Here is a 13,452-nt window from a genome sequence, read left to right as displayed (position 1 = left end):
TCCGCAATTTAGTCCAATCGTGGTGCAAGCGTCAGGAAAGTGTTAAGCGTGGTAAACGGACGAAAAATCAGCCACTTTTCACTTGAGTTTTATCCTCAGAAGGCGAATCCTGCTATTAGTCAAAGCAGGAGAATCACCGATGAAAAATGTTATCGCCTCGGTGCTGGCGTTAACCTTACTGACGCCAGCCATTAGTTTTGCCCACCCTTATGGATGGGGCCCCGGCCCTGGTCCACACTGGGGTGGTCCAGGTCCACATTGGGGGGGCCCCGGCCCACTGCGCTTCTTGCCTGAAGCCGCGACGGCGGTGCTGATCGGCGGCCTGACTTACTACATGCTCAATGGCAACTACTATCAGCGTCAGGGTGACACCTACGTGGTGGTCCAAGCGCCTGAAGCACCCCCAGAAGGCGGGATGCGCGTGCTGGATTTTAACGGCAAACGTTATTACGTGCAGGAAGGCCACTATTACCAACGTGAAGTGGGTGGCAGCTACGTGGAAGTGCCGCGCCCTTACGGCTTATAAGCGCATAACAAAAAACGGCCCGTCAATGACGGGCCGTTTCATAGGATGAGGCTTACTGATTGGCTTGAGGATCAGTATCGTAGTCTTTACAGCTCTGGAAGCCATAATTCATTACGCGGCCTACATCGTTATAACTTACAAAGTAGGTTTGCTGTTTGCCATCACGCTCACCAATCACGTAGGTCTGGCAAGTACCACGTGCATGCACCATGGTAATTTCAGTAGAAGGTGGCCCCGCAATCTGGCGAACCTGGTCACGCGTCATACCTTTCTTAACGTCCTTCACTACCGGTTTGGTGACATAGCTTTCAGCTTTGTCATAAGTGGTACAGCCTGACAGGGCAACCAGCGTTACAGCAGCAGCGATACATCCCAGCACTTTATTCATTTTGTTTTTTCCTCATACTTTGTCCATGTCACACTAAGCTTGGAACATAAATCCAGATTAATCAAATCTATGGCTTCGCTTTCAGCGATTTCTGAAGCGTTAGTTTTTCGTAAAGTTGCTGTGTTGCTGCCTCTCGCTTCGTATAATCCCCCGGCAAAAAAATCTACCGACATAAAAGAACACAGAGGATCAATGACACCTGCACACTCCAATCGGCTGGTTTATGCCATCACACTCGGCTTGCTCGCGGCACTCGGGCCGTTATGTATCGACCTGTATTTACCCGCATTGCCTGAACTGGCACGCGATCTCAACACGGAAACAGCAACGGCCCAGCTAAGCCTAACCGCAGGCCTGCTTGGATTGGGCGCAGGCCAACTTTTGTTTGGTCCCATGAGTGACAAGTTCGGCCGTATCCGCCCTCTTTTACTCTCTCTCATTCTGCTGTTCGTCGCGTCCATTGGCTGCGCATTGGCGAAAGATATTCATTCCCTGTTGGTGGCTCGCCTGTTTGAAGGCTTAGCCGGTGCAGGTGGTGCGGTACTGTCACGTGCCATCGCACGTGATATGTATAGCGGCCATGAGCTGACACGCTTCTTCGCCTTGTTGATGTTAGTCAACGGATTGGCACCGATTGGCGCGCCGGTGCTCGGTGGCGCTCTGATGACGGTGCTTAACTGGCGTGGCATTTTTGTGGTGTTAGGCTGTGTCGCGATTTTGCTGATTTTCCTGGCGCGCTGGAAGCTGCATGAAACCTTGCCGGAAGAACGACGCAGTCAGGGTTCGGTATTCTCTGCCTGGGCAGCACTCGGACAGGTGTTCACACATCGTCCCTTTATGGGCTTTTGCCTGACGCAAGGCTTTATGATGTCTGGGATGTTTGCCTATATCGGTGCATCGCCGTTCGTTTTGCAGCAAATCTACGGCTTATCACCGCAGGCATTCAGCCTCTGTTTCGCAGCGAACGGTATCGGCCTGATTATTGCATCTCAAACCAGTGCCCGTTTATGCCCACTATGGGGTGAATATCGGGTGTTGAAAGGCGGCTTAACCCTCGCGTTTATCGCATCCAGTTGCCTGTTGCTGGCGGGCTTGACCGGGGCTGCACTGCCGGTGATCTTGGTTGCACTGTTCTTTACTATCGCCAGTAACGGCGTGATCGCCACTACCGCATCGTCTCTGGCGATGCAAAGTCAGGGACATCGTGCGGGGAGCGCCTCCGCCGTGATTGGTGTCACCATGTTCACGCTGGGTGCGATCAGTGTGCCTGTCACCGGGCTGGGTGGCACCTCCGTTGCCAGCATGACTGGCACGATTTTCGGTTGCTTTATGCTGGCCATTTTGATGTTCAACCTTTTGGCACAAAAGCCCAAAAGCGCCTGAAAAGCCTGCAAATAAGTGCATCAACAAGCCGTACGGCTTGTTGTTTGCCATCAGAGGCGTTAGCTTTAGCAAATGATTCGCATTGTGCCGTCAGGCTACTGACTTGAGGAGAGGTTCATGTCACTGCAGCAGGAAATCATCGAAGCCCTTGGTGTAAAACCCGTTATCGATCCACAGCAGGAAATCCGCGTTAGCGTTGATTTCTTAAAGTCTTACCTGAAAGCCAACCCTTTTCTGAAAACCCTGGTGCTCGGCATCAGCGGCGGTCAGGACTCTACCCTCACGGGGATGCTGTCGCAAACTGCTATTCGCGAATTGCGTGAAGAAACCGGCGATCAAGATTACACCTTTATCGCTGTGCGTCTGCCTTACGGTGTTCAAGCGGATGAACAAGATTGTCAGGATGCGTTGGCGTTTATCCAGCCGGATCGCACCCTTGTGGTTAACATCAAAGAGGCGATTCTTGCCAGTGAGCGTGCCTTGAAAGAGGCCGGTATTGTGGTTTCTGATTTTGTGCGCGGTAATGAGAAAGCCCGTGAACGCATGAAAGCTCAGTACAGCATTGCAGGGATGACAAAAGGGGTTGTCGTGGGCACTGACCATGCGGCAGAAGCCATCACCGGCTTTTTCACCAAATATGGTGATGGTGGCAGTGACATCAACCCTATCTTCCGTCTGCATAAAGGCCAAGGTAAGCAGTTGCTCAAAACTTTGGGTTGCCCAGAGCATCTCTACTTGAAACACCCAACGGCTGATTTAGAAGATGACCGTCCAGGCCTGCAAGATGAAGTGGCCTTGGGCGTGACCTATCAGCAGATTGATGCTTATCTGGAAGGCAAATCCATTGATCCCGCAGCGGCGAAGACCATCGAAGGCTGGTATCTGAAAACCGAACACAAACGCCGCCCACCGATTACGGTGTTTGACGATTTCTGGAAAAAGTAGCCCTTCCGCGTTTCCCGTTAACCCACGGGAAACGCCTCCTCCACGGTCACTGACTGGCGAGAAAAGCAGCGCACTGATATACTGGACGGACAACCAGTAATCGGAGTGAGTTTTGGTCAGACGTGCAGCCAGCCACCGCCTAGAATTCGATGCGGCGGCCATTTATCAATATCCCGAGCATCTTCGTCAATGGCTGGAAGGCTTACCTAATCAGCCGGGCGTTTACACCTTCCACGGTGAGAGTGAAGACCTGCCCTTGTATATCGGAAAAAGCGTCAACCTGCGCAGTCGGGTGATGTCGCATTTCCGCACGCCTGAAGAAGCCAGTATGTTGCGACAGGCGCGACGGGTCACCTGGATTCCCACAGCAGGCGATTTAGGCGCACAACTGCTAGAAGCGCAGATGATTAAAACGCAGCAGCCGCTGTTCAATAAACGCCTGCGCAAAAACCGCCAGCTCTGCTCACTGCAATTAGGTGATGGCGCCCCCCAAGTGGTCTATGCCAAGGATCTCGACTTTTCCTGTTCCCCTAATCTTTACGGCTTGTTCCGCAGTCGCTTTGCCGCCTTGGAAAAATTGAAAACCATCGCCGATGAACAGCGGCTATGCCATGGATTGTTAGGATTGGAGCGTTTAAGCCCGGGAAGAGGCTGTTTTCGTGCCGCGTTGAAGCGTTGCGCTGGCGCCTGCTACGGCAAAGAATCGATAGAACAACACCAGCAACGCTTGCGTGACGCACTGGAGCAAATGCGCGTGGTGTGCTGGCCGTGGCGAGGCCCAGTGGGCATGCTGGAGGTGGGCGCTGAGATGACGCAGATCCATGTGATTGATCACTGGTTCTGGCTGGGTTCAGTCGCCACAGAAGCAGAAGCGAGACAGCTGCAACGTGCAAGCAGCGGGTTTGACCACGACGGTTATAAAATTCTCTGTCGCCCGCTGCTGTCCGGCGTCTTCCCATTGATAGAGCTATAAACAAAACCGCCGACGCTGCCCAGAGCAACAGATGCAGTGGACAACGTCGGCGGTCTCAAACCGGTTAGCTAAACGGCTTATTCACCATCAGCCGGCGGTGGCGGCATTTTACCGTCATGCGGACGTTTCTCTGTCAGACGTTTCTCAAAATTCGCGTTGTACTGTTTTTTCTGCTCTGGCGTCAGCACGTTATAAATTTTGTTCTGCGTTTCCATCATCTTCACCGCACGATCTTTAGCGTCAGCGGTCATTTTCGCCGCCTGTGCCTCTGCTTTCGCTTGGTCGAAGGTGTCAGATGCAATAATGCTGTGGTTCGCGCGGCGCTCTTCCAGCGACGGACGTTTCATATCTTTATGGCTGTCACGCATGATGGTTTTGATCTGGGCTTTCTGCGCATCCGTCAGATTAAGCCCTTTAAACATCATCTCCATACCGTGATGGCGCATTGGCGGCTTGTGCATCGGTTTTTCGCTACCTGCTGGCGGTGGTGTCAGATTGTCCGCCGCAGCGTGGACGATATTGGCAGCACCAAGAGCCATTGTAGTAGCCAGGAACAGGGAAGTGAGTTTACGCATAATTATTGTCCTTACTATTCAGTTTCATGACGACAAGGTGTGTCGCGTCTTCGGAAACAAGCATACGACGCCAAACGTCAACTACTCAGAGGCTGAGTAAAGCCCTGAAAGCATAAAAGACAAAGATCAGGCAATCATGGAGAGAAAGCGAAGAAATGCGTGAGGAATTGCAAAAGAGTATGACAATCAAGGGGAAATGCGCAGGAATTAAGGAGGAGTGTAACGGTATTGTCGGTTTTCAGGAAGGGAAATATGCGTCGTAACTGATGCCAATCTACCTCTTTCGCTATTGAGCGTTGCGGCCACTCATTACACCAGGCGGCCGCTACGGTTTCGTGCAAGGATTGGCCGCCATCCGCAGCGGGCGGCCGCTCTCTACAAATGCTGACGGGGAAGATGGCGGCGATAAGATCAGGAACGGACTAAAGCGTCAAAGCCTGCGTCTGCTCGTTCTCTTCAACGAGCATCAATCCCGTGCGTAGCCCTGGCGCGACGTTAGGATTGGGAAACAGCACATACTCGCGCGCCTGTTGCACGAAATAGCGTGTCTCGCCCTCTTCAGCCAACAAGGTGCCCTGCGGAAAAGCAGTAAAGTTCAGGGTTTCAGGCCCCATATGTAATACAAACTCATCCCCATGGCGCGTGATCTGCTGAGCCACGCGATAGTGTCGCGGTTGTTCATGTACCTCGGGCAATGCATCACCATAAAGCAAGGCCGCTAATGCACCTTGTATCGCGCTAAATTGGCTAAGGTCGTTTTCGCCGAAGGGTAACGCTTTACCTAATTCCAATGTGCAACTGGCTGCATCATGATGCTCACAGCTGTAGTGGGTGAAGGTTCCGCCAGGCGAACGATGAAACACTAAGGCTTCCAACTCTGCTGCCGCCAGCCAATGCAGGAAATCTTCCGGCCACGGCTGTGGATTAAGCGGCATAACACCAAATCGCGCGTGGTAAGAGCCGCGAATTGCTGTATGCAAATCCAGATGCCAACGCACTTCATGATCACGGCAGGTGCGCCAGAAACTCTCTAGCGCCTGTTCCAGCCGCAGTGTGCGCTGTGCTTCCGGTAGTTCGGATACCTTCTGCCAGCGCCCGCCGAACAGGCGATTGATATCGTATTGTTGATAACGTTGACCACTGCGTAGCGCAGCCGGGTTGCCTAACAGCACCAGCAAACGCACGGCAAGCGGCTTCTCACCTTGCAGTAGCGGCATGAGGAGCAGGTTAAGGATCTCCACCGGCGCGGTCTCATTACCGTGAATACCGGCAGAAAGCACTAAAGCCTGCTGCGTGGGGTGATGTGGCGTCAGGGATAGAATGCCCTCGTCGAGCCATTGCCAGCTCAAATGCTCATTGCGGCCTTCACGCTGTTGCGGCGGTTTTCCCGATAGGGTTTGTTGTAAAAAATCCTGCATGATTTCTCCTTTCAAACTCAAAGGCGAGCCTAACGCTCGCCTTTGGCGTTAACGCTGAAATGCATAGACACTGCCTAAGTCTAGCAGTTGAGTCAGTTCATCCAGCGCAGTGCGTCCTTCACGCAGCAGTTGTGGATCGGCTAAATCAGCTTGAGTTAAACGGTCACGATAGTGGCGATCGACCCAACTGTTTAATGTGGTAAACAGGCGATCGTTCATCAACACCGCGGGATTGACCGCCTGTCGCTCTGCTTCGGTCAGTACCACTCGCAGGCGCAGACACGCGGGGCCGCCGCCGTTATACATGCTCTCACGCAGGTCAAACACCTTCAGCTCGCGAATCGGCCCGCCGTTCTCCACCAGTTCGGTCAGATAGTGCCAGACACCCTCATGTTGGCGTGACTCTTCTGGCAACACCAACAACATACCGCCATCAGGATGGCGCAACAGTTGGCTGTTAAACAGGTAGGTATTCACGGCATCATTGACAGAGACTTTCTCGCGCGGCACCACAATCGGTTGGAAGCCCGGCACGCGTTCAGCCAGCTGTTGCAGTAACTGCGGCTGGTCGACAAACGCCTCCTCATGACAGAAAAACACCTGCTGGTTGCTGACCGCGATCACGTCATTATGGAATACGCCCTGATCGATCACCGCCGGATTTTGCTGCGCAAACAGGGTACGACTGTTCTCTAGTTGATGCAGACGAGCCACTGCGTCACTGGCTTCTCTTGTCTGGCGCGCCGGATAACGTGCAGGTGCTGCCCCTTGCTGTTGACCATCCCGACCATAGATAAACAGCTGGACACCGGCATCGCCATAATCCGCCCCGAAGCGATTATGATTTGCGGCCCCCTCATCGCCAAACAAGCCGACCTGAGGCAGCGCGTCATGCACACTAAAGTGCTGTGGATCACGGAAGATCGCCCGCAGCAGATCGGCTGTTTCAGGCGCTTCAATCGCACGATGAAACTTGTTGTTAAGGTTAGCGACGGTGAAATGCACACGCCCATCTGCGCTATCGGCTGAAGGTGAAACCGTCGCCGCATTGGCAACCCACATTGCCGAGGCAGAACTGGCGGCGGACAGCAGCTGCGGGGAGTGCTGTGCTGCGCGAGCCAACACCTGCTCATCAGTACCGCTGTAACCGAGTTGGCGCAGCAAAGGGATATTGGGTCGTTCGTGCGGCGGAATCACCCCCTGGACATATCCCATATCTGCCAGCGCTTTCATCTTAAGCAGCCCTTGTTTCGCCGCAAGGCGCGGGTTAGAGGGTTGTAGCTGGTTGCGTGTTGAGGCCTCGTTACCAAATGACAAACCTGCATAGTGGTGAGTCAGGCCGACCAATCCATCAAAATTGGCTTCAAAGGCTTTCATGGCAGTGACTCCTCAGCGGAAAAGTCGAGGCCCGGCGATAACGTACCGGGTAAGGCAAGGTTTGGACTTTCCAGCGAGGCCATAGGCCAGGCGCAATAATCTGCCGCATACCAGGCACTGGCGCGATGGTTGCCTGAGGCCCCGACACCACCAAACGGGGCGGAGCTGGCGGCACCCGTTAACGGTTTGTTCCAGTTCACAATACCCGCTCGCGCTTCCAGCAACAGCTGATCAAACTGGTCGCGCTGTGGCGAGATAAGGCCGCATGACAGCCCATAGCGTGTGTTATTGGCAATCTCAATCGCCTGCTGATAGTCGTCGTATCGGATCACCTGCAGCATGGGACCAAACACCTCTTCATCCGGCAGATTGGCCACATCCGTCATCTCAATGATGCCCGGTGTAATGATGGCGCTGTCACGATCGGGCCAATGCATACCCAGCAGCACTTTACCGCCCAATTCGATACGCTGTTGCCAGGCGGAAAAAATGTGTCCAGCTGCGGTCGGGGAAATCACACTGCCCATAAAAGGTTGTGGCTCGGCATTCCACGCAGCGGGTTGCAGACGTGCGCTGACGGCGATAAGACGCTGTAGGAAAGCATCTCCCTTGACACCACGTTTGACCAGTAAACGACGTGCACAAGTGCAACGTTGCCCTGCCGTGATAAAGGCGGACTGAATGGCAATGTGCACCGCGCCATCAAGATCAGAAGGGTCTTCAACAATCAGAGCGTTGTTGCCGCCCATCTCCAGCGCCAACATTTTCTCTGGCTGTCCGGCAAACTGACGATGCAGGTGATAGCCTGTCGCGGCGCTCCCCGTAAACAGTAATCCATCAATTTGCGGCTCGTGCGCCAACGCCTGACCTGTTTCACGTCCCCCCTGCACTAAACCGAGCACTCCCGCAGGTAAACCCGCCTGTTCCCATAACGCCACGGTTTTTTCCGCTGTCATCGGCGTTAGCTCGCTGGGTTTAAACACCACGCAGTTACCCGCCAACAGTGCAGGAACAATATGACCATTCGGCAAATGTCCGGGGAAGTTATAAGGACCAAACACGGCCAGCACACCATGTGGACGGTGACGCAGAGAACTCTCACCCTCAGACTGCTCGCCTGTGCGCGAATGATATGCCTTCACTGAGATAGCAATCTTGTTGATCATCGCCTGGACTTCAGTCAGCGTTTCCCAGCGTGGTTTGCCGGTTTCGCGGGCGATGGTTTCTGCCAGGGCAACTTTATTGCCGTCGAGCAGTTGAGCAAAGGTTTCCACCCGCGCCTGACGCTCAGCAAAGGGTGTGCGCGCCCACGCGGGGAAGGCGGCGCGCGCAGCATCAATCGCCGCACTCACCTGCGAACGGCTCGCCGCTTTGCCCTGCCACAGCGTTTCGCCGCTGACAGGATTATGTTTGGTAAAGACTTCCGCGCCACCCGTTACCCACTGGCCATTAATAAAGTGCGTCATGCTTTTTTCTCCTCACGGCACAGCGTCACCACGCGCAGTGCATCGCCAAATTCGCAGCGCAATGCCACGCGCTGTTCCTCGTTCATTCGCACCCTGCCTGAGGCGATATCGACCGGCAGTAGCGCAACGCGGAAATTCTGATAATCACCATTTGCCACTAAACAAAGCGGCCAGGTTTCATCCACCTCACCCGCTTCCGCATTCAGCATTTGGCTTTTGCGGATGGCACGAATACGGTCGATTTCACACTCCAGCGTCGGGCCGCCATCAAAAATGTCGATGTAATTGAGATAGCGAAAGCCTTCAGCTTCCAGCACCGCACGTGCGGGCGCCGTTTTGGGATGCACTTCACCAATGACTTTCTGGGCAGCATCGGAGAGGTAATGGATATACAGCGGATGCTTGGGCATCAACTCGGCAATAAAGGCTTTTTGGCCGGTTCCACTGAGGAAATCTGCTTCACGAAACTCCATTGAGAAGAAGCGGCTGCCCACACTGTCCCAGAAGGGAGAATGTCCGTCGTCGTCGCTGACTCCGCGCATCTCCGCCACCACATGTTTCATAAAGCGGTCGCGGAAGTTCGCCATAAATAGAAAGCGTGATTTCGACAGTAGATGGCCATTCTTGCCGTCGCGGTAGTCAGGATCGAGAAACAGTGTGCAAAGCTCACTGCTCCCGGTGTGGTCGTTACTCAGAGAAAGCGTCGGCAAACTGGCGTACACATTTAATTCTTTTGACGCATGCACTTGGGTGCCGACGCGAAAATTGTACCAAGGGTCCTGTAAGCCTACGGCGACTTCAACGGCACAGATGCCGACAGCACGGTTGTCTTCGCTGTCAGCCAGTACAAACACATAACCTTGTTCAGCGCGTGACAATGCCCCCTGCCAGGTGAGCAGCGATCGCTCAATACGCGCTTTTAGTGTATCGCTATCGGCGGGCAACGAAGTTAAGCCACCCCCGGTTTTGCCCGCCAGCGACAGCAACTGCGCAAGGTCGTCACGTTCGACGGGGCGAATCACCATCATGATGCGGCTCCTGTTAGCACACGAGCGCAAGCACGTTCAAAACGGACCAGGCCCTCTTTGACTTCCCGTTCACTGATATTGAGCGCTGGTGCAAAACGCACCACGTTAGCCCCGGCGATCAGGACCATGACACCCTCTTCCGCAGCAGCCAAATTGAACTGTTTGGCCTTGCCCGCAAAATCTTCATTCAGCACGGCACCAATAAGCAGACCAAGGCCACGTATTTCTTTGAAGATAGGCAGGCGTTGATTGAGTTCCTGCAGCGCCGCAACAAACCATTGATGACGCTCCGCTACGCCTGCCATAAAGTCAGGCTGATTGATCAGCTCCATCACTTTACCCGCGACGGCACCGGCCAGTGGGTTGCCGCCATAGGTGGTGCCATGCGTCCCCACGCCCATCACCAACGCCAGATCTTCACGCGTTAACATGGCACCAATCGGGAAGCCACCGCCCAAGGCCTTAGCCGTGGTCAGGACATCGGGCGTCACGCCATAGTGCATGTAGGCGTACAACGATCCCGTCCGTCCGACGCCACTTTGCACTTCATCAAAGATCAGCGTGGCGTGATGTTTATCGCATAACTCGCGCAGGCCACGCAGGAAAGCAGGGTCGGCAGGCAACACCCCACCCTCGCCCTGAATCGGTTCAACAATCACGGCACAGGTTTGATCATTAATGAGGGCGGCGGCAGATGCCAGGTCGTTGAAGTTGGCATGCTGGATGGCTGGAGGAAGCGGTGCGAAATCGCGCGAGTAGGCGGGCTGTCCCCCCGCAGAAACGGTAAACAAAGTACGACCATGGAAAGCGTTGTTAAAAGCCACGATGCCATTTTTTTCCGCCCCGAATCGATCGTGCGCCACTTTACGCGCCAGCTTCAACGCTGCTTCGTTCGCTTCAGCACCGGAATTGCAGAAGAACACGCGGTCGGCAAACGTCGCATCAATTAACTGTTTGGCCAGACGCAGAATGGGCTCATTGGTGTAACCGTTACCGGTATGCCACAGTTTCCCGGCTTGCTCTGTCAGCGCTTGTTGTAAAGCCGGATGCGCGTGTCCCAATGCATTCACGGCAATGCCACCTGCAAAGTCGATGTAATCCTTACCCTGTTGATCCCAGAGCGTCGAACCCTCAGCACGTACCGGAACAAAAGCCGCAGGGGCGTAAACCGGCATCATCCATTGATCGAAATCGTGACGTGAAACTTGCAGTGACATGGCCATTTCTCCTGCTTCACCTTAAGTGAAGCTTTTGTTTTAGAATTGTTAATAACTATTGTGTTGCAGCTCTACTGTAGAGTGCAGTAAGCGTGCCAGCTAGCGAAATAAATGCATAAACTGGTCGGAGCAACGAAATATCAATAGGTTATAGGAGGTCGATATTCACATTAAGTGCATAAAAAGTGAATATTAGTCTGATGGGGGTTGGATAGCAGTCATTTCATTAGCAGATTTATGCATTCACAAAATGAAATTATGCTTTTGTGATCGCACATGAAATATTTCGCCAAAATGACGCGCTTAGCGCCCTGTTTTGGGGCGATTTGTGCACCTGTGGTGCAGTGGGATGCAGAGATTGTGCAGAAGCGAGGCAAGTGAAAAAGGCGATAAATGTGATCTTTATTAACAAAAGACCAATGTAACGGATGTTTTTTAATCGAAGTTTATTAAACAAATCCTAAATAACATTTAGTGACTAAGGTTATTATCAAATCAGAAATAAACAGACACATCATATGTAAACTTGATAATTACCATGCTAATCATTAGGTGGATTTCTATATTTGTTATTGAACAATAATACATAGGCTTGTGCTATATAACTCATAATAAAAATGTCTGTTCACTCATCCATAAATATAAATAATTTTCAATAAAATCAACATGTTAATTATTAAATTAATCTATAACTCTCCTTTGAATGAGATAAGTATATTCAATATAAAATCCCATATAATGGAAGTTAAGATTAAAAATCACACAAAAAGCCAACAGGAAATATTTGGTTACATATATTGCACTTCTGATCTTGAACTTTTTGTGTCATTTTCTTTTCACCCCGAAGACGGGGATACAATTAAAAATATCACAGGGTAAATTATAAATGATGAAGCGCTCGTTACTGGCAGCAGTGATGCCTTTACTGCTGGGACTTTCTTCGGCTCAGGCCGCCGAAATCTATAATAAAGATGGCAACAAACTGGATCTGACCGGCAAAATTAACGTTTCACATCTGTTCTCTGATAACGACAGCCAAAACGGCGAAGTCGCGTCTTACACCCGTCTGGGCTTTAAAGGCGAAACCAAAATTAATGACCAACTGACCGGCTATGGTCAGTGGCAATATCAGTACAGCCTGAGCAACTCTGAAGGCAGCGATGCAAACTCAGGTAACAAAACCCGCCTTGGTTTCGCGGGTCTGAAAATCGCTCAGTTCGGTTCAATTGATTACGGTCGTAACTATGGTCTGGTTTACGACGTACTGGGTTACACCGATATGCTGCCTTACTTTGGTGGTGACTCCGGTTACACCGACGCCTTCCTGTCAGGCCGCTCAACGGGCGTGCTGACCTGGCGTAACAAAGATTTCTTCGGTTTGGTGAAAGGTTGGAATTTTGCGGCGCAGTATGAAGGCAAAAACGACCGCACAGACTCCACTATCGCGGTACGTCGTTCAAATGGCGATGGCTTTGCTTTGTCCACGTCTTATGACTTCGACTTTGGCCTGAGTGTTGTCGGTGCTTATGCCAGCCTGGATCGCACCACCACCCAGAACCAAGCTGCACGTGGTGATGGCGATAAAGCCCAGCATTGGGCATCGGGTCTGAAATATGACGCCAACCAGATCTACCTGGCAACGATTTACGGCCAGACTTATAACGCGACCCCAATCACCGGTGGTTTTGCCAACAAAGCTGTTAACTTTGAAGCCGTTGCCCAGTACCAGTTCCTGAATGGTCTGCGTCCATCTGTGGCTTACGTTTCTTCTAAAGGCAAAGACATTGAAGGCATTGGCGATGCTGACATCATCAAATACGCCTCAGTGGGTGCAACCTACTACTTCAACAAAAACATGTCTGCGTATGCTGAATACCGCATCACCTTGTTGAAAGATAACAACCCACTGGGTCTGAATACTGACGACATCACTGCTGTGGGTCTGGTGTATCAGTTCTAAGCTATTGTTCCCTCATTGCATACCGGCTAGTGTCGGCTGGGTATGAGCCAGGGGCAGCGCAAGCTGCCCTAATGAGATGGTCACCTCCACCCTGTCGGGCGCTATGCTGACAGGGTGTTTTTCTTTCTGAAGGGGATCATCATGCAAAACGTATCGCTCATTGGTATCGATCTCGGCAAGCACTCATTCCATGTTC

At 52.4% G+C, this 13,452-nt stretch carries 12 protein-coding genes; 5 read left to right on the top strand and 7 right to left on the bottom strand.

All coding sequences use genetic code 11. From position 1 onward, the window contains the following. The first annotated feature begins 139 nt into the window (after positions 1 to 139). Positions 140 to 526: a DUF6515 family protein gene (locus F3J38_RS25640; protein ID WP_167143818.1), complete on the top strand. Its 387-nt coding sequence runs from the start codon at positions 140 to 142 to the stop codon at positions 524 to 526. A gap of 52 nt (positions 527 to 578) precedes the next feature. Here F3J38_RS25640 and osmE read toward each other — a convergent pair whose 3' ends face one another. After that, entirely contained in the window at positions 579 to 914 is a 336-nt protein-coding gene (gene osmE, locus F3J38_RS25635) for an osmotically-inducible lipoprotein OsmE (protein ID WP_167143815.1), read from the bottom strand. Positions 915 to 1,106: 192 nt separating this feature from the next. On the opposite strand from osmE, the gene F3J38_RS25630 reads away from it, so the two are divergent. From F3J38_RS25630 to cho, 3 genes are all read left to right on the top strand, one after another. After that, positions 1,107 to 2,297, top strand: a complete 1,191-nt coding sequence (locus F3J38_RS25630) for a multidrug effflux MFS transporter (RefSeq protein WP_167143812.1) — start codon at positions 1,107 to 1,109, stop codon at positions 2,295 to 2,297. Positions 2,298 to 2,414: 117 nt separating this feature from the next. Next, positions 2,415 to 3,242 (top strand): NAD(+) synthase, encoded by an 828-nt coding sequence (nadE, locus tag F3J38_RS25625; protein ID WP_167143809.1) that lies wholly within the window; start codon positions 2,415 to 2,417, stop codon positions 3,240 to 3,242. A gap of 112 nt (positions 3,243 to 3,354) precedes the next feature. Then, positions 3,355 to 4,215, top strand: a complete 861-nt coding sequence (gene cho / locus F3J38_RS25620; RefSeq protein WP_167143806.1) for an excinuclease Cho — start codon at positions 3,355 to 3,357, stop codon at positions 4,213 to 4,215. 77 nt (positions 4,216 to 4,292) lie between these two features. Here cho and spy read toward each other — a convergent pair whose 3' ends face one another. The 6 genes from spy to F3J38_RS25590 all read right to left on the bottom strand — a co-directional run bounded on the left by spy (position 4,293) and on the right by F3J38_RS25590 (position 11,296). Continuing rightward, positions 4,293 to 4,790 (bottom strand): ATP-independent periplasmic protein-refolding chaperone Spy, encoded by a 498-nt coding sequence (gene spy, locus F3J38_RS25615; RefSeq protein WP_084936285.1) that lies wholly within the window; start codon positions 4,788 to 4,790, stop codon positions 4,293 to 4,295. Positions 4,791 to 5,212: 422 nt separating this feature from the next. Next, complete coding sequence (astE, locus tag F3J38_RS25610) at positions 5,213 to 6,208, bottom strand: succinylglutamate desuccinylase (protein ID WP_167143804.1); 996 nt, start codon at positions 6,206 to 6,208, stop codon at positions 5,213 to 5,215. Positions 6,209 to 6,256: 48 nt separating this feature from the next. Continuing rightward, a complete protein-coding gene (gene astB / locus F3J38_RS25605; RefSeq protein ID WP_167143802.1) occupies positions 6,257 to 7,585 on the bottom strand; it encodes an N-succinylarginine dihydrolase in 1,329 nt (442 codons plus the stop codon). Next, positions 7,582 to 9,051, bottom strand: a complete 1,470-nt coding sequence (gene astD, locus F3J38_RS25600) for a succinylglutamate-semialdehyde dehydrogenase (RefSeq protein ID WP_167143798.1) — start codon at positions 9,049 to 9,051, stop codon at positions 7,582 to 7,584. The genes astB and astD overlap by 4 nt, the downstream gene beginning before the upstream one ends. Further along, positions 9,048 to 10,079, bottom strand: a complete 1,032-nt coding sequence (gene astA, locus F3J38_RS25595) for an arginine N-succinyltransferase (RefSeq protein WP_167143795.1) — start codon at positions 10,077 to 10,079, stop codon at positions 9,048 to 9,050. Before astA ends, astD begins: the two co-directional genes overlap by 4 nt. Then, positions 10,076 to 11,296: an aspartate aminotransferase family protein gene (locus F3J38_RS25590; RefSeq protein WP_167143792.1), complete on the bottom strand. Its 1,221-nt coding sequence runs from the start codon at positions 11,294 to 11,296 to the stop codon at positions 10,076 to 10,078. Before F3J38_RS25590 ends, astA begins: the two co-directional genes overlap by 4 nt. An 886-nt stretch (positions 11,297 to 12,182) precedes the next feature. Between F3J38_RS25590 and F3J38_RS25585 the strand changes: the two genes are divergently transcribed. Next, positions 12,183 to 13,256: a porin gene (locus F3J38_RS25585; protein WP_304623132.1), complete on the top strand. Its 1,074-nt coding sequence runs from the start codon at positions 12,183 to 12,185 to the stop codon at positions 13,254 to 13,256. Positions 13,257 to 13,452: the final 196 nt, after the last annotated feature.

It is taken from the genome of Candidatus Pantoea formicae, from assembly GCF_011752625.1.
Lineage (GTDB): Bacteria > Pseudomonadota > Gammaproteobacteria > Enterobacterales > Enterobacteriaceae > Pantoea > Pantoea formicae.
Note: the sequence above shows the minus strand (reverse complement) of the source record. Positions and strands in the feature narration are given on the sequence as shown.

Excerpts from the sequence above, each read along its gene's own strand:
- F3J38_RS25630 (WP_167143812.1), top strand. The coding sequence starts at position 1,107 with ATGACACCTGCACACTCCAATCGGCTGGTTTATGCCATCACACTCGGC.
- F3J38_RS25640 (WP_167143818.1), top strand. The coding sequence starts at position 140 with ATGAAAAATGTTATCGCCTCGGTGCTGGCGTTAACCTTACTGACGCCA.
- astB (WP_167143802.1), bottom strand. The coding sequence starts at position 7,585 with ATGAAAGCCTTTGAAGCCAATTTTGATGGATTGGTCGGCCTGACTCAC.
- astA (WP_167143795.1), bottom strand. The coding sequence starts at position 10,079 with ATGATGGTGATTCGCCCCGTCGAACGTGACGACCTTGCGCAGTTGCTG.
- spy (WP_084936285.1), bottom strand. The coding sequence starts at position 4,790 with ATGCGTAAACTCACTTCCCTGTTCCTGGCTACTACAATGGCTCTTGGT.
- F3J38_RS25590 (WP_167143792.1), bottom strand. The coding sequence starts at position 11,296 with ATGTCACTGCAAGTTTCACGTCACGATTTCGATCAATGGATGATGCCG.
- F3J38_RS25585 (WP_304623132.1), top strand. The coding sequence starts at position 12,183 with ATGATGAAGCGCTCGTTACTGGCAGCAGTGATGCCTTTACTGCTGGGA.
- osmE (WP_167143815.1), bottom strand. The coding sequence starts at position 914 with ATGAATAAAGTGCTGGGATGTATCGCTGCTGCTGTAACGCTGGTTGCC.
- astE (WP_167143804.1), bottom strand. The coding sequence starts at position 6,208 with ATGCAGGATTTTTTACAACAAACCCTATCGGGAAAACCGCCGCAACAG.
- astD (WP_167143798.1), bottom strand. The coding sequence starts at position 9,051 with ATGACGCACTTTATTAATGGCCAGTGGGTAACGGGTGGCGCGGAAGTC.
- nadE (WP_167143809.1), top strand. The coding sequence starts at position 2,415 with ATGTCACTGCAGCAGGAAATCATCGAAGCCCTTGGTGTAAAACCCGTT.